Raw genomic sequence first — 23,500 nt, 5'->3', positions numbered from 1 at the left:
GCCCGCCCACCTGGGCGGGCATTTTCACACCGGAAGGAGGCCACGCCATGCAACCCACCCCCACCCCTGACGATATCCGCATCGGCGCGGCTTATATCCGCGTCTCGACCGACGACCAGGTGGAATACTCCCCCGAATCGCAGCTCGTAGAAATCCGGAAATACGCCAAGGCGAACAACATCGTTATCCCGGATGAATATGTCTTCGTGGACGAGGGCATCAGCGGCAAGTCCACGAACAAGCGCGACGGGTTCATGCGCATGATCGGCGTTGCCAAGACCAAGCCCCGCCCCTTCGACGTGGTGCTGCTCTGGAAGTTCTCCCGTTTCGCCCGCAACCGCGAGGACAGCATCCTGTATAAGTCCATGCTCCGGCGCGAGCTGGGCATCGAGGTCGTGTCCGTCAGCGAGCCGATCGGCGACGAGGGCATGTCCATCATCATCGAGGCCATGATCGAAGCCATGGACGAATATTACAGCATCAACCTTGCGGGCGAGGTGCGCCGCGGTATGACGCAGCGCGCCAAGGAGGGCAAGCCGAACACCTACGCGCCCATGGGATATCGGATGCAGGACGGCGAATATGCAGAAGACCCGGATGCCGCGCCGGTCGTCCGTAAAATCTTTGAGGACTTCGCCGGCGGCAAGCCGCTGGTCACCATCGCCCGCGAGCTGAACGCGATCGGCATCCGCACCCGCTTCGGCAACCCGCTGGAGAACCGCTCCGTGGAGTACATCCTGCGCAACCCGGTTTATATCGGGAAGGTGCGCTGGACGCCGACCGGCCGCACGCGGCGCGACTGGGATAACCCCGATACCATCACCGTTGACGGCACGCACGCGCCCCTCATCCCGCGCGGGCTGTATGACGAGGTGCAGCACCTGCTTGACGAGCAGAAGCGTAAATACGCCCCGCACGGCCGCCGGGACGGGCACATGTTCGCCCTCAAGGGCTTGCTGCGCTGCTCGAGCTGCGGGTCTACGCTCGTGCTCTCGTCCAAGACCCGCACGGCGAAGGGCGGCCCCTCGGTGCAGTGCCACCGGTATGCGCGCGGCCAATGCCCGGAATCGCACAGCATCCAGCTTGCGGCCATTACCGAGGCCGTATTCGACCGGATCGAGCAGGATTTCCAGACTCTCAACTTTGGCGTGATGGCGGCCGACGGGCAACGGATGAAAAGCAGCAACGCCGCCCAGCTCCTCGGCCGGCAGATTGCCCGCGAGGAACAGAAGCTGGAACGCATCCGCGAAGCGTATGAGGCCGGCGTCGATACCCTGGAGGAATACCGCGCGCGCAAGGCCGCGATCGAGGGACGCATCGCCGCCCTTCGTGAAAGCGCGCCCGCGCCGGGGGAAGCGGTCACCCCGGCGGCATTCGCCGCCGCGCACCAGGACGCCCTCCAAAAACTGCGTGACGAAGGCGTCACGGACGCGGACAAAAACGACGCCCTGCGCCGTTTCATCCGATGCATCATTTTTGACCGCAAGAATAATTGCTTCCAAATCCAATATTACGCATAAAAAAAGAGATAATCCGAAACATTCTTCGGACTATCTCTTTTTACGATTTGGCGGTCCGGACGGCGAGCTCGGCGCATCCATGCGCTACCTGAACCAGCGCTATACGATGCCCTATAAGGAGACCAAAGGTATCCTGACCGATATCGGTACCGTGGTATCAAAATTGCCCCCTGCGTAAAAAGCCCCCTGCCGCAAGCAGGGGGCTTTCCCTTTATTTTGCAATAATCATACGGATCATACCGCCGTCTTCCGGCTTTGCGTCCGCATATAGGGTAAATTCCTTAAAGTTCGCCTTGGCTTCCCGCAGCGAAATCATCTTTTTATAGTCCGATACATAGACGCCGATATCCTTTTGCAGCGGATAGTAGCCGTCACGCGTCTTCACGCCGTCCGAGGCATCGAACGCGTCCAGGCCGACCGAGCCTGCGGCCGTAAGCTTCTTGACCGGCAGGAAGATCTTCGTGTCTGCATACTGATCCATGCCGCGCGGGATACCGACCGGGCCGGACATGCCGGAGGGCGTCGACAGCACCTGGTAGGTCTTCTTTGCGGAAGCGTATTCGCCGTCGTCGTTTTCCGCCCAGCAGGTCAGGGAAACCGAATAATTGTAATTGTATTCGGGCTCGCCGCCTTCGTCTTCGAACTTCCCAATGATGTCGCCCTTTGTGCTGTTAATGCTCGCAATGCCGTACTGCCAGCCGTAGCCGGTTACGTCATCGAGCACGATGCCGATTACATTGCCGGAGGTGTCGGTCAGCGTCGTGCGGATTTCGCCCGACTTTACCGTGCCGCGCAGGATGTCGTCCGCGTCGATCGCGGTCACCGGCGCCTTGTCCGCGACCATTTCGTAAATCTTGACGTTGGAAGCGACCTTTTTGCTGCCGATTGTACCGGCCTCGATCGACCAGTCGCCGCTGATACGGCTGGACATATTGTAGCGGGACAGATAGATTTTGCCGTCCGTACCGCCGGTCACTGAGACCATCTGGCCGACCAGGTTGTCCGCCGTGTCCTTGTCCGCCTTGCCGGAAACCTTGACGCCGTTCAGCAGCTCGACCGTAACGTCCGTGCCGTTCTTCTTGGTGTAAACGCCGACCATCGCGCCCGAAACCTCGGAGGCCGGGAACGCCGCCTGCACGTTGCCGTAGGTATCGAGCAGCAGCGTCACCTTGTCATTATGCTTCATGTTCTTGAAGTATCCGGACGCGCCTTCGGCCACGTTAAATTCGCGCCCCAGCAGCTTCACCTTTTCCGGATACCCGTAGGCCGGGGAAGCGTCTTCCAGGCAGCCGGTCACGCGGCGGTCGGATACCGTAACGGTGCGTGTTTCCGGGTTGACCGTGACGAGGTCGTACTTTTTGATCTCCTCACGCCCGATCTCCACACCGTTTTTGATCACGGTGTAGCCCTGCGGGATATTGCCCGAAGCGGCGGTGCCGTATACAAACGCGCCCGATTCCGCGCCCTCGTACGCCACGGAGATCAGCTCGAGCTGATGGCCGCTGTCGTAGTACAGATTGAGCGTGCGGTCGCTCAGGTCGAAGTAGGTTTCGCCGTAATCGAGCAGCTCGCCGTCCAGCACGACCTGGGTCTTGCGCGGCACCTTATATTTCTGCCCGCCCTCGCTCTCGAGCGAATCGACGCGCGCCTGCTTGACGTCGACCGTTTCCACATTGCCGCTGTCCGGCACGAACGCGCGCACCTTGGAGGTCGTGGTCTTGTCGAAAAGCACCGTGCCGCGGGTGCCGACGACCGATTTGTCGAGCGTGCCCTCCATCGGCCGGTTGATGATCGTGCCGCCCTCATAGAAGCTGGCCTGGCCGTTGCGCAGGTCGCTGTCCGTCTCATAAGTCGCGAGCAGGATGCTGTTGTCGATGCTGTTGGAGGCGACGCTGTGCATCAGCAGCTTGTCGCCCTCCTTGGGGCTTGCCTGCAGGGTGTTGAGCAGCATCACCGCCGCGTCGCCGCGCTTTACCACGTCGTTCGCGCCGTAGGATGCCGCCCCCTCGTTGAGGCGCAGCGCCTCCGCCTTGGCAATGTAGTCGTTCGGCCAGAAGGGGCCGACGTCCTCGACCGTATAGCCCAGCATGCGCAGCAGCATTGTGCATACCTCGCCGTAGCTGATGGTCTGGTCAGGGCCGAAGGTGCCGTCCGCAAACCCGCGGATGATCTGCCGGTCGCGGATGGTGGTCTGCTTGACGGCGGCGTTGATGTAGCCCGCCGCCCAGTGGCTGTAGGGCACGTCTGGGAAAATCGTGTAATTGCGGTAGGCCGACACGTCCTGGATGCCGAGCGCCGTCACCGCGAGCTTGCAAAACTGCGCGCGGGTGAGCTGCCCGTTCGGGTTAAAGCGGTCGCCGCCCTCGCCCTGCATGATTTCCAGGTTATTGAGCACCGCCGCCGCCTGGCGGACCTTTGGATCCGTAATGTCGGAAAAAGCCGCGGCGCTGCCGAGCAGCATGGACAGCGCCAGCGCGCCGCTGATCAGTTGTCTTTTCATTTTGAGGTACCTCCCTTTATTGGGTGCGCAGCGCTTCGACCGGCTGCAGCTTGGAAGCCTTGTTCGCGGGGTAGATGCCGAACACGATGCCCAGCACCACCGAGAACAGGAACGCGCCGATCACAAGCGGCAGGCTGGGCGAAACGACCATGTCCGCCGCCGCCGCGGGCATCCAGGGCGAGCTTGCCACCGGCGCCAGCATGATGTTGCCGAGCACCGCCGCGCCGAAATAGCCGAGGCCGATGCCGAACAGGCCGCCAATGGCGGAAACGACGCTGGCCTCGATCAGGAACTGCCCGATGATGTCGCGCCGCCGCGCGCCGATCGCCATACGGATACCGATCTCGCGCGTGCGCTCGGTCACGGTGACCAGCATGATGTTCATAATGCCGATGCCGCCGACGAGCAGCGAGATGCCGGCGATGATCGCCATCGTGATGCTCTGCTGGTCGGTCGCGCTCTGCATCTGTTCCTGGAACTGCGCGTTTGCATAAGCCTGGAAATAGTCGTTGTTCGGGTCGATCTTGGTATTTGCAAACGCGGTGATATCGTCTGTGAAGCTCTTTGCCGCGTCGGTGTCGGTCGCGCGCATGGCATAGCTCGAGTTGTCCTCCCAGCCCATGATACGCATCTGCAGCGTGTTGGGCACGAGGACCATCTGGTCGTCCGTGTTGAGCTTGCCGCCGAACTTGCCGTTATACACGCCGATGACGGTATACGGCTGGTACGACTGCGACCATGAGTTGCCGATCTTGATCGTCTGCCCGATCGGGCTCATCGCGCCGAAAAAGTTCTTGCGCACCGCCTCGCCGATCACGCACACGCGCGCGCGGTTCTTGACGTCGCTCTTGCTAATATCGCGCCCGGCGGAAATATTGTTCGAGGTACAAAGGCCGTACTGCTCGTTGCCGAAGGAAATCCGCACGTCGTTCATATTCTTGGTGCGGTATTTGAGCGTCACCTGGTTCTGGGACATCGGCGTGATCGCGACGATCCGTTTGCCGACCTCCTTTTCCGCATAATCCAGGATGGCGTCCCGCGCCTTAGAGCTGTTGACATAGAAGTACATGTCGATGCGGTTTGCACCCTGCGCCTCCATCTGCATCATGTACATCTGGCTCTGCCCCTGCGTGACGGACACGAGCGTGATGACCGCGGCCACGCCGATGATGATGCCCAGCATGGTCAGGAAGGAGCGCAGCTTGTTGTTCCCGATGGCCTTGAAAGCCATCGCCAGCGTTTGGGTTATGCTCATGCTTCCAGCTTCCCTCCTGTATAGATCTGGTCTCCCATAATGTGCCCGTCCGTGATCGTGACGACGCGCTTTGCCATCGTAGCCAAGTGGCTGTCGTGCGTGATGAGGATGACCGTGGTGCCGGTCTCGTCGTTCAGCTTGCGCAGGCGTGTCATGATTTCATGGCCGGACTTGGAGTCCAGGTTGCCGGTCGGCTCGTCCGCCATGATGATCGGCGGGCTGGCCGCCATGGCACGGGCGATCGCGACGCGCTGCTGCTGGCCGCCGGACATCTCCGCGGGCAGGTGCCCCATGCGGTTGCCGAGGCCGACGTCCGTCAGCGCGGATTCCGCGAGCCGCCGCCGCTCCGAACGCCCCACGCCGCGGTAAATCAGGGGCAGCTCCACGTTTTCCAGCGCGGTCAGGCCGGGGATCAGGTTGAAGCCCTGGAAGATAAAGCCGATTTCCCGGTTCCGGATGCCCGACAGCACCGAGGGGCGGATTTCGCTGACCGGCGTGCCGTTCAGCACGAAGCGCCCGTAGGTCGGCAGGTCGAGGCAGCCCAGGATGTTCATCAGCGTGGACTTGCCCGAACCGGACTGGCCGAGGAAGCACACGAACTCGCCGTAATCAATCGTCAAATTGATGTCCTCGAGCGCGCGCACCTCATTCTCCTTGCCCTCGTTATAGATCTTGCTCAGGTGCTCGACCACGATCAGGTGCTCGGGCGGCGTATCGGCCGGGGATCTCTGTCGTTTCATAAGCCGCCCCCTTAACCGACGGCGACGGACATGCCGCCCATGCCGCCCATATTGGCGTACGCATCCTGCGGGCCTGCGAGGAAGACCTCGGTGCCCTCGTCGATGCCGGAAACGATCTCGGTATTGGTGTCGTCAAAAATGCCGGTCTCGACCGCGACGAGTACGAAGCCCTCCGGCACGTCGCTGCCTTCGATCGCGGGCAGCGTGTTTTCAAAAGTCTGCCCCTCTGCTGGCTTGGCGTAAACCGCCGCGCCCTGCTCGGTGTAGACGACCGCGGTGGACGGCACCATGATGCAGTCGTCCTTCGAGGCCGAAATGATCTTGAAGGACACGCCGCGGTCTGGCGCGAGCGAGCCCGCCGTATCGTCAAGCTGGATGACCGCGGGGAAAGTGACGGCGCTGCTGCCACCGCCGCCGCCCTGTTGGTTCTGGTTCTGGGTGGCCTGCATGCTGACGCTCGAGACCGTGCCGGTATACATCTGGCTCTCGTCCATGTCCATCGTGATGATGGCGGGCATGCCGGACTGTACCTTATCGATGTCCAGCTCGGAAATATCGACGTTGACTACGATCGAGGACAGGTCGGCCACGGTGCAGGGCGTCGTATTGCCCTCAAGCTTGTCGCCCACCGTCACCGAAAGGTTCGTCACGATGCCGTCGATCGTCGAACGGACGGTCGAGTCCTGGATCAGCTTCTCCAGTTCTGCGATGCGCTCCTGCTTGGTCTGCAACGCTTTCTGCGCGCCCTCGAGCGAACGCTGCGCCGTGCCGACGGCGGTCTGCGTATCCTCGTTCTTCAGGCGGCACAGCACGTCGCCCGCGCTGTAGCGGTAATAGTCCAGGCTGCCGATCGAGGCGATCTCGCCGGACGATTTGACGGTGATATCCTCTTCGCGGGTGTATTCCAGCTTGCCCGACTCCGCGGGCATGACCGCGCCGGCGGACGTCGCGATAGAGGCGGTCGCCACCATGTCCTTTTTCAGGGTGCCCGGGTTCTTCATCGAAAGGGTCACGCGGAACAGCATCGCGCCGTCGTCGGAAACCTTCTGCACCCGCTCGACCGATTCCACCTTGCCGGGCACGTTCGACATGCTGGCCGGGATCGTCACGGTTGCGGAAGCCCCGGGTTTCACCGCGTCTATGTACGTGTAATTGATATATAAAGACAGGCGCATGGTGCTGTCGTCCACCATGGTGCCCAGCACCGTGCCTTCGGACAGGTTCTGCCCGACCTTGTAATCGACGGAAACCCCCTTGTCGTCGGTGCGCGGGATCACCTTGCCGGTAAAGGGCGCGGTGACAGTCAGGTTGTTCAGGTTTTTCTGCGCGGTGTTCAGCCCGGAATTCGCCTCGTCGACGGCGCGCATGGCGTCGTCCAGCTCGGAATTGGCGTCGTCCAGCTCCTTGCGCGTCTCCTTGGGGTCGACGATGAACAGGATATCGCCCGCGTGGACGGTTTGCCCGACCTCCGCGTTTACTTCAGTGACTTCGCCCTTGATGTCCTTGCCCAGGTCTACCTTGTTTTTCGCCGCCGTGCGGCCGCTGCCTTCCACATAGGTTTCCAGCATGCCGCGCGTCGCGATCCCGGTTTGCTCCGCATCACTGCCGGTATCCGTCTTTTCACGGGTCATCTTGACCAGGAAAATACCGCCCGCGACCACCGCGGCGGCGACCAGCACGATCAGGCCGACCTTTACCGGCTTCGGCAGCTTTTTCTTGGGGCGGTTCATTTTGTCCGCATATTTATTGCGCGCCACCTGCGGCGTGGTGGGCGCTTTGGTATCAGGGGCGGCCTGCGGCGTGGCGCCTGCCGGCACTGTTGGCATTTTTGGGGTGTTGTCTTCCATATTTTCATTCCTCCGGTGTTTGTTTGTCACGCATACGGCGCGGCGGCTGGGAACCGTCAACGCCCCTATATTGTATAAGACGTTTGTGGGTTGCCTTTCGTTTCAAAAAAACTACACAAACTCTACACAAAGTTATTCTATGCTTTTGACATGTGTGACGCAAGGCACATACACAAATTGTAAGCTTTTCTTAAGAGTTCGACAAAAACAGGGCGGCCCATGATGCCAGGCACCACGGGACGCCCTGTTTTCAGGCCCTTTTTTTGCCGCCAAGGGAGGAATACAGCACGCCACCCACGATCAGCGCCGCGCCGGCAAGGAAGGATGGCGTGACCTGCTCGCCGAGCAGCAGGATGCCGAGCACCACGGAGGTCAGCGGCTGGATCGGGTAAAACAGCGCGCAGGTGCTTGCCTCCATCTTGGACAGGCAGTAATTCCACAGCGTATGCGCGCCCGCCGTGCACAGCGTGCCGATATACAGCAGCGGCAGCAGGATTTTGGGCTGCAGCAGCGGCAGGCCGGGCGTCGTCGCGATTTCGTATATGCAGAGCGGCAGCGTCACGACCGCCGCGATATAAATGCCGTAGGTCGTGAGCGTCAGCGGGTCGTAATGCTGCGTCACGCGCCGCACCAGCACGCTGACGACCGACCAGACCAGCACGGACAGCAGCGAAAGCAGCACGCCCGCGGCATTGCCGACCGCCGCGTTGCCGCCGACAATAAAGGCCGCGCCCGCCACCGCGCAGGCCACGCAGACGGCCTTCTTTACCGTCAGCTTTTCATGCAGGATCAGCACGGCCAGCAGCACGATAAAGATCGGGTTCATGGAATTGATGAGCGACGCCATGGACGCGCCCGCGATCTTGGTGCCGAGCTGCTGGAACATGATCGAACCCACATAGCCGCCAAGGCCGAGCAGCACCACATATTTATAATCCTTGCGCCCTATTTTAACTGGTTTCTCCACATGCTGGGGGTTGCGCGCCCGTAAAATAATGGTCAGCGAAGCCGCGGCAAACAGGTACCGGAAAAACAGGATCGTAAAGGTCGGCAGGTAGCCGAGCACAAACTTGTTCGCCACGTACAGGCTGCCCCAGAGCGCAGTGGTCAGGATAAGTAGCAGGTAAACCCTGCGTGAGTCCTTCATGATAAAATCCCCCTTGCGGCGCGCGGTGCGCGCACCGGTTTGTTTCCCATTATACCACAGCGCCCCGCTTTTTTTAATGCCCCGGCAGGGATTATTTTCCCCGTCCCGCCGGCTTCGCATGGATTGGGAAAAATGTCTTAAAGTAGAAAACGCTGCGGTAAAGTATACCTTTTTGCAGTTTTCTGAAATTTTCGGAAGAAAGGATTTGCCACTATACTTTTCACAATTTCGGTGGTAAAATAGAACGAGCAGGGCAGCAGGATGCCCTACAGCCGTCTCAAAAATTTGCGCTGCGGTAAAGTATACCTTTTCAGAGCTTACCAGCCTTAAAAGGTGTATTTATCCAGTTTTTAATCAAAGGAGAGAACGCGATGAAGGACAAGGAAAACGCGCGCCTTTGGCTGCTGGCAAAGCGCCGTGAAAAAGGCTTGACGCAGGAACAGGTGGCGGAGGCCGCGGGGATTGCCCGCAGCTACTATACACGCATCGAAAACGGCGACCATAAGGTCCCGGTTGAAACCGCCAAGCGCATCGCACAGGTGCTGGAAATGGACTGGACGCTGTTTTACGAACAAAACGCCTAGCGCTTATAAGGGATCCTGGGGAAGCCGGACGCAATATGCGCCCGGCTTCCTTGTTGCCCGCGGTTTTCAGGCATTTCTGGCGGCGGCGCGCATACCCTTGTTGCAAGGGAGGTGCCGCAATGAAAAAGCGACCGCTTTATATGGTCGAGCTGACCGCTCCGCCGTCCGGCCCCGCCGGCCAAAACTTCACGGAAAACTTCCAGGCTGCCGTTTTGCTGGCGCTCCTCGGGCAGGGGCTGCTGACAAAGCGGCAGTTTGGCCTTTGCCTCGATGGGCTCCACAAGCCGTGGGAAGGGGGCGCCCTGTGACGCGCGTGGCGGCCTACTGCCGGGTGTCCACCGACAAGGACGACCAGGCCGGCTCCCTGGAGAGCCAAAAACGGTATTTTGCCGAATATATCGGCCGCAACCCCGAGTGGGAATTGGCCGAGGTCTACGCGGACGAGGGCGTTACCGGTACGTCCACGAAAAAGCGCGCCGCCTTCAACCGCATGATCGCTGACGCGCAGGCACGCCGCTTCGACCTGGTCGTCACCAAGGAGATCAGCCGCTTCGCCCGCAACACGCTGGACAGCATCCTCTACACCCGCAAGCTGAAAGGGCTTGGCGTGGGCGTGATCTTCATGAACGACAATATCAACACCCTCGACCCGGACGCGGAGCTGCGGCTGACCATCATGTCCTCCATCGCGCAGGAGGAAAGCCGCAAAACCTCCGACCGGGTAAAGTGGGGGCAAAAACGCCGCATGGAGCAGGGCGTGGTTTTCGGCCGGGACCTGCTGGGATACGACGTGCGGGACGGTAAGCTATATCGGAACGAGGCCGGGGCGAAAACCGTCCGCCTGATCTTCCATAAATTTGTACAAGAGGGGAAAGGCGCGCACACGATCGCCCGGGAATTGCAGGAGGGCGGCATCCCCACTGCCACCTATATGAAGCAGTGGTCAGGCACGGTCGTCCTGCGCATCCTCCGCAACGAGAAATACTGCGGCGACCTGATCCAGAAAAAGACCATTACCCCCAACTATTTGACCCATGAGAAAAAATACAACCGGGGTGAGGAGGAATTTGTCGTCCTGCGGGACCACCACGAACCCATTATCAGCCGGGAACTGTTCGGCCAGGCGCAGCAGGAGCTTGCGCGCCGTTCCCCTTCCGGCAGCCAGAAGGCCAAGCACTCCAACCGCTACTGCTTTTCTGGCAAGGTCAAATGCGGGCTTTGCGGCAGCTCCTATGTCGCCCGCACAAAAAAGCGGCGGGACGGCAGCGTATACAAGGCCTGGCGGTGCAGCCGGTCGGCAAGCCACGGCAGGTGCAAAACCGATCCCGCGGGCAACGCCGTCGGCTGCGACGGCCGCGCCGTCAGCGAGGACTGCCTGCGGCTGGTGCTGCGGCAAGTGGTGAAAAACCTGCCGCTGGACAAAGCCGCGTTGGCCGCAACCCTCGGGCGCATCATCCGGCCGGCCATGAAGCCCGGCGGGGAGGGCTGCCGCCCGGAAAAGCTGGCGGGCAAATTGCAGCGGCTTGCGGAAAAGCGGCAGTCCCTGCTGGAGCTTTACTTAAACCAGGACATTTCCAAGGCCGAATTCCAGCGTATGGCCGCGCGGTGCGATGCCGAAGCGGCCGGGTTGGCGGCGGAACAAGAAGCGCTTGCCCGGCGCGGGGCGCAAGATGGCTGCACGGATGCGCCCTACGGGCAGGCCGAAGCGTACATCCGCGCGCTCATGAGCGGCGACGTGTGGGACGACGCTTTTTACCGCCGCCTCCTCGACAGGATCACCGTCCTGCCCGGCGGCGTCCTGGAAATCCGTTTGCAAATGCTGCCCCAAAGCGCGCGCTACCTGGTCGCCGATCCGCAAGCCCTGCAAAAGGGCTGGGACGCCGCCCCTCCCGAAGCGAAGGCGGCCGCCCGTGGCCATTTTGCATCCTCGGTAGGTACCGAAGAACTAGCGCACGAACTTTATCAATGAAAATTTCCGGCCTGTCCATTGTATTTGCCCCTATAACAGCGAAAAGCACCGCAGTTTATTTTCTGCGGTGCTTTTCGCTATTTTTCAATCATTTTCACAAATAAAGCGTCTGAATATTGATGGTTCATTAAAAAGCGCATGGTTTCGTTTTCAAATCCAAAAATCTGCTGCACGGCTTCGCCGTTCACTCCAATGCCGCCGCCCGCCGGTCGCGGTTTGTCCGCTAATTTTTTCATCAGCGCATCAGGGTATGGATGCTTGCGCAGCTCTTGCATTGTGTCATCGTCAAATCCGTACCGCGCCTTTACTTGTGCGCACAGTACGTCCAGGTCACCGCCCTGCGGTATATATGCAATCCCCAGCATACGCAGCACGCCGCGCGCATAGGCCGCGCCAAAGGCGCGCTGTTTGGCCGCCGTGTCCGCGATAAGCCGGTCTGTGGCATTGTCCAAAAAGAACCCTTCACACAGCACGGCGGGCGCTTTCACCTCGCGCACCCAGCCCAGCGCCGTACTTGTTTTAATCCCCCGGCTGTTCTGGCCGATGCCTTTTACCTCGTCCTCGATCGCTTCGGCCAGCCGCCGCGCCTGCCCGCTGCCTGGGTATACGAATACCTCGAACCCGTCGCCGCCGCCGCTGTTGTTATGTACCTCAACGGCAAAATCTGGAGCGAATGCGTTACACTCCTGTATTTCCTCCGAGAGCCGGTCGTCTTCGTCCGTGGTGCGGCTGATACCGACTGTCACGCCATGCCGCCGCAGCTCATCGCGCATGGCAAGCGCCATCGTCAGGTTTACGTCACTCTCGCGCAGCCCGCCGGCCACCGCGCCACTGTCCTTGCCGCCGTGGCCGACGCCAATAAAAACCTTCGCCATAATTATCCCTCCAATTACTTTGCCCGTTCCGTGTATAAGTCTGCGAAAAAAGCTGCATCCGCATACGAATATCCTAAATCCTGTATTGCTGCAATGCGCGCTTTTCGCCCTCCTTTTTTTATTTTTCCTAGTGCTTCCCACGCCCGATTGAATTCTGTTGAATTAAAACCGGCTTTTTTTGCTTTTGTCCATTTCTTTTGCGCCGCTTCGCTCATTTGTGAAATGCGCAGCGTTTCCGGGGTGCTATAATCTGCGTTTATTTCTTTCGGGATGATGGTCATATCGTTTATTAACATATCATCAATTACGTTTTTCTGCGCATTCGGAATATCCATGCTTGCCAGTGCGCGCCGTTTTTCGTGGTTTACGTCCTTTGACGCAATTTGCCCGGCTTCCTTTTTCTTGTCCACCGCCCGCAAAGTGTCATATGCCTCTACAAAATTTTCATAAGGCACGCCGTTGAACATTTTCGCCTGCTTCGCCTTTTGGTAAGTCGCCTCAGAAAGCCGGTCAAACGCCAATAGCTCCCCTTCTGATAAATAATCCGGCGTTCGCGGCAACTCGCCGTCTTCATTCGGTTCTGTTCCGGCTACAAGCTGCTGGTCTATCCGCTGCTTTACGCCCGCCGGTGCGTCCATATCCATAATCAAGCGGCGCGCCTGTTCGTTTTGGGTTTCGATCGTCTTGCCGTCCTTATCCTTAATCGGTTTTAGGGCATTTACCTGATTCACAAGGCTGAAAGCGGTCTGTGGGTCGATATCCATAGATGCCAGCGCGTTAAAGTTCTGCGTCCCCTTTTCGGAAAGCATCTTTGCACCGCCGTCTAAATATTGCTGTCCTTCCTTTGTAGAGGTGGTGCCAAAAAGCAGCGCCTTTGCTGCATTTCCCTTGTCGTCCGTGTCAATTGGATATTTTAAGCGCTTATTGTCCGCCGTGTAAGCGCCCGGCACGGGTTGACGGCGTACTGTAAACCCGTTTTCCTGGTCAAGGCGCAGTTTTGGAAGCAAGTCTAAGTCTTCCGCCGCCTTGCGGCTACGGTTGAGCTGTGCGCCGCCGAATGGAGGTAGGATATTTGTGATGGGTTCTAAATAGTCCACCTGCTGGCCATTTACAAAGCTTGTGATAGGCGTTGTCAGTGCTGAAAGGCCAATATTCCCGGTGCCAAAGCGCGTCGGGTCGCCTTCCCCAAAAAATTTTTCTGCGGTGCTCTCATTTATGCCGAGCAGCGTTCTAGCGATTTGGTCGCCTGCTGGCATATTGGAAAGAAGTTCGCCGGAAAGCCTGCCTGCATATTTCCCCGTCTTCTCCATGGCCGACATTTTTTCACCGGATTTTTCCTCTTGTGCAGCAATTTCTTTATAAGTGTCCTGCGCCGCGTGGATTGGGTCGAACCCTGTTTCCCGCCCGTCTATAAAGTTTTTACGCACCTCGTTCATAAGCCATGTTGTAGCGAACATTTCAACTAGCCCCAGCGCGTCCTTTTGCTTCACACGCTCCTTTAGGAGCTGGTATGCGTTATTGACTTCCACCTGGAAAGGTGCAAATAGCTTTACAATCTCCGATTTCTGCATTAGCGGCACTTCTCCGATGCCGCGCCCGGCAATGGCGCGCCGCGTGATATCATCGGCGTATGTGGCGGCGTCGGCTATCCCTTTGCGTTCCGCTTGCCGATATGCGGCAAACCATGACATTTCGGCAACCTTCCGATCACCGATCTCCATCAGCCAACCCGCAAATTTTCCCGGCGCTTTTAAAACCCCTTCGTCAAACTGTCTTACAGAATGATCTAAATAGCGTTCCGTTAAAAACCCACTTTGCGAAAGCAAATTTTTTGCCTTTTTGCTGCCCAGCGAGACGCGCGTGGCGTCTATCGCACCTGCCGCCAGGTCTGCCGGATTTTTGATGTATGCGACTGCGTTTGGCAGGTTATAGACCTGGGATACAACCGAACTTAAGTTGCCAACAACTGCGCTGCCTTTTAACCGATTGTTTAACCACCGAAATGCTTTCATGGTTTTCCGTCCGCCCGGTGCTGCTTTTTGAAATGCCCGGTCAATGGGGTTTGTTTTGCCCGCAAGGTCATTTGTAAAATCCGTCAGCCATTCAATAAAGCGGTTGGCGTTCTTGGTGTCCGCCGTACCGTTTTGCAGGTCTCGCACCGCAACGCGCAGCCGCGCAATTTCCGGATCAATATTAATTTTGTACTCCGCCGCTTGGATGTATTTCACCATGCCGCCCACGGAATCCTGCGCATCGTCGATGCCGTGCCGCCGTTGCATAAATCCCGCCCATTTGCTTTTGGGCTTTGTCCAGTCGGATACACCGACAAGGCGCGGGTCGATATCCGCCGATGTTTGAAAGATGTTTTTTACAGCACTTAGGCCGTCGTCCATCTCTCGCCAATGGTGGTAATAGTCCCGGCGCGCCTGTACGCGCTTGTTTTTAAATATGCTGCCGTCCTCAATCGCCTGTTGCAGCTTTATAATTTCATCGTCATTTTCCTTGACGCTCTGCATCATGCGTTTTAGTTCGTCCGCGTACTGGGTATTCCCCGGCGCCGCCTGCATCCCCTCTTGCAAAGCCTTTACCTTGCTTTGCAGCCCGTCCCGGCGTGCCTGCAATACGGTAAGCTGATGTTTTGCCGTTTCTTCGACATTGGGATAGATTTTTTCAAGCGCCGCGTTAAGCCGCTGTAAATACGAATCATACAGCCTGCGGTTGATGCCGTCCATTTTCTGAATATTCTTCCATGTGTCCGGGAAATCCCGTTGCAGCTCTGCCAGCCCATAGGGTACTTTTTCACCCTTCACCACGCGATAGCCCTCGCCGTACCATTGCACGGCGGCGCTTTCCCGGCTCCCCTGCTTAATGCCCAGTTCTTTGCAGGCTTCGTAATACTGGTCAAGCTTGTTTTTCACGCCTTGTGCAAACCGCTTTTTAGCTTCCCACAGCGGTATTTCAAAAACTTCCTTCAGCTTTTGGCGCAGCGTCTTGTCCTTGCCCGCCGCCGCGTCCATCACACGGGAAACGTCCTTGTTATATGCACCGCTGGGGTTATTCAGCTTGTAATAGTCGTCCGCCCCCAGTGTTTCCAGCCCGCTTTTCATTTCGTAATCAATACCGTCGGTTAGTTCCTTTGCCCCATCCAACTCAAGTGGAGATTTCTCCCGGGCATTCTTTGCCGCAATTTTAGCTTTTTCTGCCGCCTGCACCTCGTTTGCCGGTGCTCTGGCAGTGCTTGTCGGCGGCACATCGTCCATGCCACGCGGCGCGCTGGCCACCTCTAAACCGCCCCCAAACGCTTGGGGTTCTTGACGCATCACAGGCAGTTCTTCCAACCTTGGTGTGTCCTGCTCATAAACGCCTTTGGATGATGCAAAGTCCGGCAAGTCTTCCAGCTTTGGCTTGGCAATATCTTCGACATGTTCTACCCGTTGCAGCATATCCCCGTCAAACTCCACGGTCTTGGTGCTGCCTGTTTTGCTATCACGGAAGGTAACGTCATAAGTACCGGAGGCGTTCTTTCTGTCAATCACGCCATAATTCCCCCGGTCTCCCGCGCGCACCCTTTCGCCTGGGCGGAAGCCGCCGAATGCTTCGGCATAATCGGCCACAGGAGGTAATTCGCCCGGTGTAAGCCCCGCGTCCGTTAGGATGTCTGCTTTATGTATTAACGGCTTGCCCTCCCTGGCGTTTTTTTGAAAAGCTTGTGTAGCCTGATCAAGCACGCCCCGAATATTTTCAAGCTCCTTTTCGGTTTCTGTAATCTGATCTTGGATTTTCAGTGCATCTTGGATGGAATCCGCGTTTTCGAGTTGCTTGTACAGCCCTACAACCTGATTTTCCGGCTCCATAGCCGCCTTGCCGTAAAGCTTGGCCTGTAATTCTTCGGCCATGCGGTATTTTTGTCCCATGGCCGCAATTTCCGGGGAGGTTTCCCCGATTTCGTGCAGGGCGTCCAGGTCTGCGCGGTGCACCGTCTTTGCGTCTATGCCGTCCGCAACCTGTAGCACCTGATCGTATCGCATTTTTGAAGCTTGCGCGGCTTTTTCCGCTTCGCGTGCTGCCGCTTTCTGTGCTGCTTCATTTTCCGCAAGCGTCTGTATCTCTTTTTTCAGCTTATCAACCTGGGCTTGCGTCCGCTTCACTCGCTGGTCAGCCGCCCGGTAATCGTCAAGCAATCCCGCCCGGCGCGTCTCCGGCGCTGTGCTGCGGTATTCCGCGTAATATTGCCGGGTTCCGGACATGGCTTCTTCAAGCTGCTCCTGTGCGGCGCGTAAATCGTCCTGCAATTTCTCCGCGACGGATTTCACTTGTTCCGGCGTCTCTGTCGCGGCCTTGCCGGCCTGCGTGGCGGTTGCGGCCTCCTGTACGCCCTCTGCGGGCTTTTGCATTACCGGCAATTCCTCTATGCCCTGACCCGCGCCTCGTGCGTCCTGCGCCCCCTGCGCGCCTTGTTTCGCTGTGTTCACCCTTGGCACTTGGCTGAACGTCCCATTTTGCAGCGCCTTGGCGTAATTCCCGCCTCCGGCCTTTGCCCGGCCAGCCCGTTCTACTGCGTCGTAGACCTCGCCGCCGGAAAGGAACGTTGTGGGGTCTGAAAGCGTTTCGTTTACAATGCCGTAGGCCATGCCCAGCCCTGGGTTTAGCTCGCTGATGTGCTCCCCAATGGTCTTTCCGCCGCCCAACCGTTTCACAACTTCCTTGTCATAATCCTCTTTTGACATATTGTAGTGAAATTCCGGAAGCCCTTGCCCGTGCAGCAGGGAATCCCCCGCATTTATGGCGTTTAAATAACCGCTTTGGAGTGCTTGCACGCCTGAGCCGATAAAGTTCGCCGCCGCACCTGCAAAATCCCCCTTCTTGGCAAGGTCTACGTAGGTTTCGTCCTGCGCGAACATATCCTCCCAAAACGGTTTACCGCGTGCTTCCTTATCTTTGGCGGCGGCTGTCTGCATCCCCTTTTGCACCTTTTTCTGGGTTTCCGGATTTTTCACCCCGGAAATCGCCGCGCTCTGTGGCGTTAAAGGTGCAATCGGTGTCCTATAGTTTCCGGCTGCGGCGGCATAGCTGGAAGCCGGTGCCCTGGCTGAAATGGATTTTTGATAATCTGCAAGCCCCTGCTGTGTCGGGCGGCTTTTTTTAGCCGTTTCCTCGCGCCACTGGCTGCCGCCATATGCGCCCTTCCCAAATTGTTTATCGACCTTTTTCGCCTGTTTTTCGGCCATTTTGCGCACGTACTCGCTTGCCATGCCGCTGCCTCCTTACTTGATCTTCTTAAATCGCGTCCGCCCGGTTGAAGGTTCATAAACCTCTTTTACATAGCCGTTATTAATCAGGGCTTCTAGCTCTGTCCATGATCTGCGCCCGTAGCCTTCGACATAAGCCCACCCCTTGTCTTCGGTCGTCCCCTGGGTGTTTGGTTGGGTGCCCGCCGCTTGGATGGGAAGCGCCGCTCTAACTTCGTTTAGGCCGTTTCTGACCCCCTGTAAAATTTCTGTCCCATCAAATGCCGGGCTGCTGCGCTCATATGAGCCGGTGTCCGTCTTACCCGAACCCGATCTTGCACGGCTCGCCGCTAACTGCAAATTTTTGTATTCCTGCTCCGCCATTTTTTCATCGTATAGGTCACCGATACGGTTGTCACGCTGCAAAGCCTTAAGTTGCTCCTCATACTGCGCGCGGGTAATCTGATTGGTCAATAACTGGTCATCCAGTTCCTTCTTTCGCAGTTCATAATCTCGCGTATCGGCTTGCATCTGGTAATCCTGATATTGCTTTTGCATCGTCGGCGTGCCCTGATAGAGGCCGGTTACGCCCGCCTCACTAAGTCCAAAATTCTTTTGATTCCAATAATCCTGCCGCTGCGCTTCCTGCTGCCGGTACAGGTCGTTAAGCGTGGCCTGTGCCTGCGCCGCGTCGATATTTGCGTTCGCCTGTGCTACGCCTGTATCACGCGCAAGCTGTGCCGCGGCAAGACCCTGCCGCAATTTGCTTAATGCATCCTGTTCAGAAGTGTTTATGCTATTCAGCCGGTTTGCGGCGGCGTTCTCATTGTTTAAGGTATCCTGCCTCCCCTGGCCGCTGTAGGTCGTACCGCTGTCTGCCATCTGCTCCTTTAGCGCCTTTTGCGCCTTGTAGCGCTCTAGTTCGCTTTGGTCACGGGATGTCTGGTACTGTTTTGGCAGTTCCGCCGCCTGCGCCTGGTTCTGCGCCTTAAAACTTTCAAACTGCTTGTCCAGCGCGGCAATTTGCGCCTGTCTCTGCGCCTCGTACATCCGGTCAATGTATTCTTGGCCGGATTTCCACGATTGGCCGGGCACATACCCGGCGCCATTGTCTTCCATTCCGCCCGCTGTTACCGGGTCTTTCGGCAAATATTGAGAATACCGGCTAGTAGGGCTATAGTTTAGCCCCTCGCCTTTGATTTTGTTGTTTCGGAATTGCTCATACTGCGCGGCAACTGAAAAATTCCCTGCGTCTGCGGCCTCTTTAATTTTTGCCTCATAGTCCGTGTCCTTATCGTAATAGCCGCCCTTATAAGGCGAGCTGGACGAACCCCCGCCGGAGCTTCCGGAACCGGAAGAGCCGCCGCCCTTATTCCCCTGCGTCTTTGATGCCGTACTCGCGGCCTTAACCGCCGACCCAATCGCCGCGCTGACCGCTGCCCCAAATAAACCCATATCCCGCTACTCCTTCCTTGTGAAAAAGTATGTAATGATTGCGCCGTAGCTTGTGCAGAACAGCGCCAGCGCTTCCTGCCGTACTTCCACGCCGCCGAACAGGATGCCGACCATCGCGCCGGTCAGCGTCAATGTAACCAAGCTTTTCACGTCGAACAGCCGGGCGATACGGTCGGTAACCTTTCTTCCCAGTTCGCCCCATGCCTTTGAGGTGTCTTCCCCAGCCAGCGTGTCCACTGCCTTTTTTTCTTCCATGCCGTCATTCCTCCTGTGCCCTGGCGATAATTTCACGATCCAAGTCTTTCCCGCGTTCCTCGGCTTCCTGCAATTCCGCGAAAGCCTTATCCAGTTCTTCCATGGGCGGCGGCTCGCTCTGGTCGTGCAGCGCCTTAATAATCCAGAAGAATACCCGCCCCTGCGCGTGCCCGATCTTGTCGTCGATCTGGCGGCGGCGCAGGCGCATCTTCTGTTTTTCGGCTTCCTCCGCTTCCGCCGTTTCCAGCTTGCGGTCAATGTACCGCGAGAGATACCGGAACAACAGCCCGGTCAGCCCGCCGCCGCCAACCACCGCGCCGATCACCGCCGCCGCAATCTGTTCAAATGTCAACCCCATCCCCCCGAATTACGAACAGCCGCCAAAGCTTGTCGCCAAATATGCGGTCTAAAAACCCGTCCAGTATTTTCAGCATTGCGCACCGCCCCTTTTTGAACGTTTACCCATGCTTATGACCTCCTGTACAAAACCCTTTTCTTACGCTATACTGTCTGCATAAGGATGTGATACCTTGCTTTCTATTGATGATATGTTACCCGTTGTTAAAGTGCTGGTGCATAAATCCTTGATGCAGGACAATGACGCGGTAAAGGCTATTGATGAATATCTGTGGTGGGGCGAATTTCCGGAGGGCGCGCCCATTAAGTGCACCCGTGAGCGTGGAGAAAATTTTGACATGCTCCTGATCTTCGACCCCACAGATTGCCGCGCCTCTTTTCGCGGCGCAAAAAACAGCTATCTAATCATTGATTTAAATAATTGGTAAGGGCGGCGCCATGGTTGCGCCGCCCTTACTGTTTACGACGCCGGGTGCCTGTACGCCTCGGGCACAAGGTCTGACAGTCCGCTGTCAATCAGCACTTCGGCACAACCCACCTTAAGCGCGGACGAAACCTCCGCAAACGCCGTCTTTCCGAGGATAACCCGCTGTGCGAAAAACATAGCCATCATAAATAACATCCTTTCAATATAAATTTGAACCCGTTTTATAACGGTATTCATTCGGGATAAACTTGTACGGCCATTTCTGCGATACAGTCTTCGATAAAATCCAGCCGGTCGGCGGTCGCCTTGACCTGTGCGAAAAGTATTTTGCTTTCCTTCGCCAGCCGGTCGGCAATTTCGTTCATTGCGTTGTTAGCGTCGCGCGTCAACACGGCTTTATATGCTTTTGTGGCTGTCACGTATTGCACGCTTTCCACCGCCTGATAGCCGGGGAATACCTCCGCCACATCGCCCGCGTCGGTCGTAATCTTAATAACCGCCGTATCCATCCCTAAAACCGTGTCTAATTCCGTGTCACACAGGACAAGCAACAGCTTGCCGTCCTGCGCCGCATAGTCCGTGCAAGTAATTCCATTCGCTTTCATCTGGCTCCCCTTTCTCAAATGGCATAGGCAAAGATGCCGTTGCAATAGGCGTCGCCGGTCTCGGTAAATTTACCGCCGCCAATGCATACGCACTTTGCCTGCACGCCGCCTGTGGTATAGTCGTCCGTATCCTTACCGCCGCCGACGGATGTCGTAGCACTGCCAGCAGCCGTTCCGGTTTGCAGGTGGTTGGCTGTACCGGTAACATTTGTTCCATTTGACCACGCACCGATCTTTTTGCAGAGAAAAACAGACTGGTTCGGCGTGGGCGTGGAATCCGTCGTACCGTTCGCAATCGCGCGCTTTGCACCGCTATCAATATAAGAAAAGGACTTAGAAAAATACGTTGTGTTGTTAACAGTGGAAAGCATCTTGTCAAACTGGGCGTTAAGGTACGACGAACCCGCAAGCTTTGTCCGCGCAGTATCATTTTTCAAAACCGCGTTCAGCGCTACCCCACTCGCCGCAACGGCCTGCATGGCCGTGCTGCTCGCCGCAACGGCCGCGACATCAGCAAAATTGTCAGGATTGAGACCTGCCAATTTGACGGCGGCTTTGCCAATGGCAACCCCGCCTGCCGCGGCCATTACCGCGGCTGCTGCTGTCGTTGCACTCAATGCCTCACGTGCAACCGGTGTATTAAAGATTGCCACAATTGCGCTGTAATCTGCTACAACCGCTTTCCCGTCCGCATATTTCGCAATGTCCAAACCGCTCAACTTCGCACACGCCAGCATGCCCACGTCGCCCGTTACGCCTGTCAGCTTCGCCTTTAGCCTGCTGTCCTTGAGGAACTTATCTTTTGAAAGGGTATTCCCCCAAACCGCTGCAACCGCAAGAGAACTCGCACAGACTGCTTGCAATGCGAGCTCGCTCGCACAGACTGCTTGCAATGCGAGCTCGCTCGCACAGACTGCTTGCAATGCGAGCTCGCTCGCACAGACTGCTTGCAATGCGAGCTCGCTCGCACAGACTGCTTGCAATGCGAGCTCGCTCGCACAGACTGCTTGCAAATCCGCGTAGTCTGTCGGGTCTAAACCCGCCAGACTTACGACGGCCTTGCCTACGGCAATCCCGTCTGCGGCGATAAACGCCGCCCACGCGGATTCATTTTCTGCAACCATTTTATAGGCCATTGCTGATTTATGGATTGCTGCAATCGCAACCCAACTTGCGGCCACCGCGCCCATAGCAGTGGACGAGGCGGCCACCGCGCCCATAGCAGTGGACGAGGCGGCCACCGCGCCCATAGCAGTGGACGAGGCGGCCACCGCGCCCATAGCAGTGGACGAGGCGGCCACCGCGCCCATAGCAGTGGACGAGGCGGCCACCGCGTTTATGTCCTCAAATGAATTGCAATTTTGGCTGGCCAAAGTCGCAATCCATTTGCCCGCGCTTACGCGGCCTGCGCCTACGGCGCGGGACATAATAGGGTCTGCATAGATCGCTTCCGCCCGTTCCCTATCCCCATACAATGCGTTATCATCCGCGCACGCCGGGTATAGCGCCAGCATAAAGGTTTGCACCGCCGCGTCACAATATGGGCTGCCTGTCAAGATGCTGTATAATTCCCCGCTGTTCCGGTCGGGATGCCCTGCCGGGTGCGCAAGTATCACGCTTACCCCTCCGGCGTTCCCGCAAAACTGCTCCGCCTGCGTCCGGCTCCCCAAGATCGCCCGTAGACGGAACACCCCTTTCCGGTAATTGTCCTTGAATTCGTGGGAATAGTACGAAAAATCCTGCTGCTGTTTCCCGAGCATTTATATATCCCCTCCATACTCTACCGCGATATACCCGATTTCCACCGCCGCCGATGTCGTCGCCGTCGTTGCCGTCTGCATCGTCGGGAGATTTACCGCTGTCACTACTGTCTTTTCGTTATGCGCCGGGCTTGTCCCCGTCGCCGCGCCCACAAACACCTTTTCACTGCTCACGCTGCCCGGCGTTCCGCCTGACCAGCCTGGGATGCGCAGGCAGTACAGGAACCCTTCCGCCGTCACGCCCTTTACCATCACGAAGCCCGCAAAATCGTATGCCGTCACCGTTACTCGGGGCGCTTCATCAAAAGCTTCCCGAAACCGGAACGTGTTCCAGCCTGCCCCGGCATTCTGGAACGTCCCCGTTTCCATCCGGTAATCATCCAGTTCGCCCGATGTTTGCGACGCGGACACGGCCTCTATCATATCCGCCACGTCCTGCGCAAGCTTTGCCCATGTTACCCCGAAATCAGGGATAATGCCTGCGTTTACATCCCTGATCTGCCCCGCAAGGCTTTCAAGCACCGCCTGCAACGTCCCTTCCGGTATGCCTGGGTATTGGCTTACGCCTATCGCTCGCGCGCCCTGGCTCCCCTGGAGCTGCTGCCGGTATGCGACGAGGTTCGCCTGCACCCCTTCCAGCGCCGTTTGTACCGTGTCGCCTTGCACATCCTTGACCGCCTTCACGCCCACGCGCCCCGCGCCGCCCGCCTCCGTGAACCAGTCGTAGAGCGCTTGCAATAGCCCCTGCATATTCCCCGCCGGAAGCTTCCCGACCGCCGCCCCGCCGATGTTGGCCGCGCCGGCGGCGCTTTCCAGCGCAGTCAGTAAAACCGTATTGATATAGTCCCGCAATTGCATCTGCGGGCGCATAAGCTGTTCCCGTACTTCTTCCTCATTTGTTGGGTCTGGGTATGCGGCGGCGTCTGCAAACCCCTGTTCCGGGTTGAACGCCATCCTTTCAAGCGCCATGGGTGCA

At 57.8% G+C, this 23,500-nt stretch carries 18 protein-coding genes and 1 pseudogene; 6 read left to right on the top strand and 13 right to left on the bottom strand.

The features are described 5' to 3' along the window. Positions 1–47: 47 nt before the first annotated feature. Both CZ203_RS12605 and CZ203_RS15205 read left to right on the top strand, forming a co-directional pair. On the top strand, positions 48–1,520 hold the full coding sequence (locus tag CZ203_RS12605; protein ID WP_159456523.1) for a recombinase family protein: 1,473 nt from the start codon (positions 48–50) through the stop codon (positions 1,518–1,520). Next, a pseudogene (locus CZ203_RS15205) lies at positions 1,510–1,671 on the top strand (manganese catalase family protein); the annotation flags it as partial. The gene CZ203_RS12605 and the pseudogene CZ203_RS15205, both read left to right, overlap by 11 nt. Before the next feature lie 60 nt (positions 1,672–1,731). Here CZ203_RS15205 and CZ203_RS12595 read toward each other — a convergent pair. The 5 genes from CZ203_RS12595 to CZ203_RS12575 form a co-directional block, all read right to left on the bottom strand. Then, positions 1,732–4,020, bottom strand: coding sequence for an S-layer homology domain-containing protein (locus CZ203_RS12595; RefSeq protein WP_087066463.1), 2,289 nt, complete (start codon positions 4,018–4,020; stop codon positions 1,732–1,734). A 16-nt stretch (positions 4,021–4,036) separates the two neighbouring features. Further along, positions 4,037–5,275, bottom strand: a complete 1,239-nt coding sequence (locus tag CZ203_RS12590; RefSeq protein WP_087066462.1) for an ABC transporter permease — start codon at positions 5,273–5,275, stop codon at positions 4,037–4,039. Then, positions 5,272–6,015 (bottom strand): ABC transporter ATP-binding protein, encoded by a 744-nt coding sequence (locus tag CZ203_RS12585; RefSeq protein ID WP_087066461.1) that lies wholly within the window; start codon positions 6,013–6,015, stop codon positions 5,272–5,274. The genes CZ203_RS12590 and CZ203_RS12585 overlap by 4 nt, the downstream gene beginning before the upstream one ends. Before the next feature lie 11 nt (positions 6,016–6,026). Continuing rightward, a complete protein-coding gene (locus tag CZ203_RS12580; RefSeq protein ID WP_087066460.1) occupies positions 6,027–7,862 on the bottom strand; it encodes an efflux RND transporter periplasmic adaptor subunit in 1,836 nt (611 codons plus the stop codon). Positions 7,863–8,112: 250 nt separating this feature from the next. Next, positions 8,113–9,009, bottom strand: coding sequence for a DMT family transporter (locus tag CZ203_RS12575; protein ID WP_087066459.1), 897 nt, complete (start codon positions 9,007–9,009; stop codon positions 8,113–8,115). Positions 9,010–9,380: 371 nt separating this feature from the next. Here CZ203_RS12575 and CZ203_RS12570 point away from each other — a divergent pair, with 371 nt between their 5' ends. From CZ203_RS12570 to CZ203_RS12560, 3 genes are all read left to right on the top strand, one after another. Continuing rightward, entirely contained in the window at positions 9,381–9,593 is a 213-nt protein-coding gene (locus CZ203_RS12570; protein WP_087066458.1) for a helix-turn-helix domain-containing protein, read from the top strand. Positions 9,594–9,712: 119 nt separating this feature from the next. Continuing rightward, positions 9,713–9,901, top strand: a complete 189-nt coding sequence (locus CZ203_RS12565) for a hypothetical protein (RefSeq protein WP_087066457.1) — start codon at positions 9,713–9,715, stop codon at positions 9,899–9,901. Further along, the gene (locus CZ203_RS12560; protein WP_235847530.1) at positions 9,898–11,562 is read left to right on the top strand and encodes a recombinase family protein; all 1,665 of its coding nucleotides are present in this window, start codon (positions 9,898–9,900) and stop codon (positions 11,560–11,562) included. The genes CZ203_RS12565 and CZ203_RS12560 overlap by 4 nt, the downstream gene beginning before the upstream one ends. Positions 11,563–11,639: 77 nt before the next feature. Here the strand turns inward: CZ203_RS12560 and CZ203_RS12555 are convergent, their stop codons facing one another. Genes CZ203_RS12555 through CZ203_RS12535 form a run of 5 tightly spaced genes read right to left on the bottom strand, consistent with a single transcriptional unit; the run spans position 11,640 to position 19,727 of the window. After that, positions 11,640–12,437, bottom strand: coding sequence for an N-acetylmuramoyl-L-alanine amidase (locus tag CZ203_RS12555; protein ID WP_087066455.1), 798 nt, complete (start codon positions 12,435–12,437; stop codon positions 11,640–11,642). A 14-nt stretch (positions 12,438–12,451) separates the two neighbouring features. Beyond that, positions 12,452–17,689, bottom strand: coding sequence for a GumC domain-containing protein (locus CZ203_RS12550; RefSeq protein WP_087066454.1), 5,238 nt, complete (start codon positions 17,687–17,689; stop codon positions 12,452–12,454). Positions 17,690–17,701: 12 nt separating this feature from the next. Then, on the bottom strand, positions 17,702–19,120 hold the full coding sequence (locus CZ203_RS12545; RefSeq protein WP_087066453.1) for an HlyD family secretion protein: 1,419 nt from the start codon (positions 19,118–19,120) through the stop codon (positions 17,702–17,704). 6 nt (positions 19,121–19,126) lie between these two features. Next, entirely contained in the window at positions 19,127–19,375 is a 249-nt protein-coding gene (locus CZ203_RS12540; protein ID WP_087066452.1) for a hypothetical protein, read from the bottom strand. 4 nt (positions 19,376–19,379) lie between these two features. Further along, positions 19,380–19,727: a hypothetical protein gene (locus CZ203_RS12535; RefSeq protein ID WP_087066451.1), complete on the bottom strand. Its 348-nt coding sequence runs from the start codon at positions 19,725–19,727 to the stop codon at positions 19,380–19,382. A 178-nt stretch (positions 19,728–19,905) separates the two neighbouring features. On the opposite strand from CZ203_RS12535, the gene CZ203_RS12530 reads away from it, so the two are divergent. Continuing rightward, positions 19,906–20,160: a hypothetical protein gene (locus tag CZ203_RS12530; RefSeq protein WP_087066450.1), complete on the top strand. Its 255-nt coding sequence runs from the start codon at positions 19,906–19,908 to the stop codon at positions 20,158–20,160. A gap of 232 nt (positions 20,161–20,392) precedes the next feature. On the opposite strand, the gene CZ203_RS12525 is transcribed toward CZ203_RS12530, so the two are convergent. Genes CZ203_RS12525 through CZ203_RS12515 form a run of 3 tightly spaced genes read right to left on the bottom strand, consistent with a single transcriptional unit; the run spans position 20,393 to position 23,493 of the window. Then, positions 20,393–20,764: a hypothetical protein gene (locus CZ203_RS12525; RefSeq protein WP_087066449.1), complete on the bottom strand. Its 372-nt coding sequence runs from the start codon at positions 20,762–20,764 to the stop codon at positions 20,393–20,395. Positions 20,765–20,778: 14 nt separating this feature from the next. Continuing rightward, positions 20,779–22,524: a hypothetical protein gene (locus CZ203_RS12520; RefSeq protein WP_087066448.1), complete on the bottom strand. Its 1,746-nt coding sequence runs from the start codon at positions 22,522–22,524 to the stop codon at positions 20,779–20,781. After that, positions 22,525–23,493, bottom strand: a complete 969-nt coding sequence (locus tag CZ203_RS12515) for a hypothetical protein (RefSeq protein WP_087066447.1) — start codon at positions 23,491–23,493, stop codon at positions 22,525–22,527. Positions 23,494–23,500 lie beyond the last annotated feature (7 nt).

This window comes from Intestinibacillus massiliensis (assembly GCF_900155735.1).
GTDB lineage: Bacteria > Bacillota > Clostridia > Oscillospirales > Butyricicoccaceae > Intestinibacillus > Intestinibacillus massiliensis.
The sequence above is the reverse complement of the archived record's forward strand: the minus strand, read 5'-3'. Positions and strand labels throughout refer to the sequence as shown.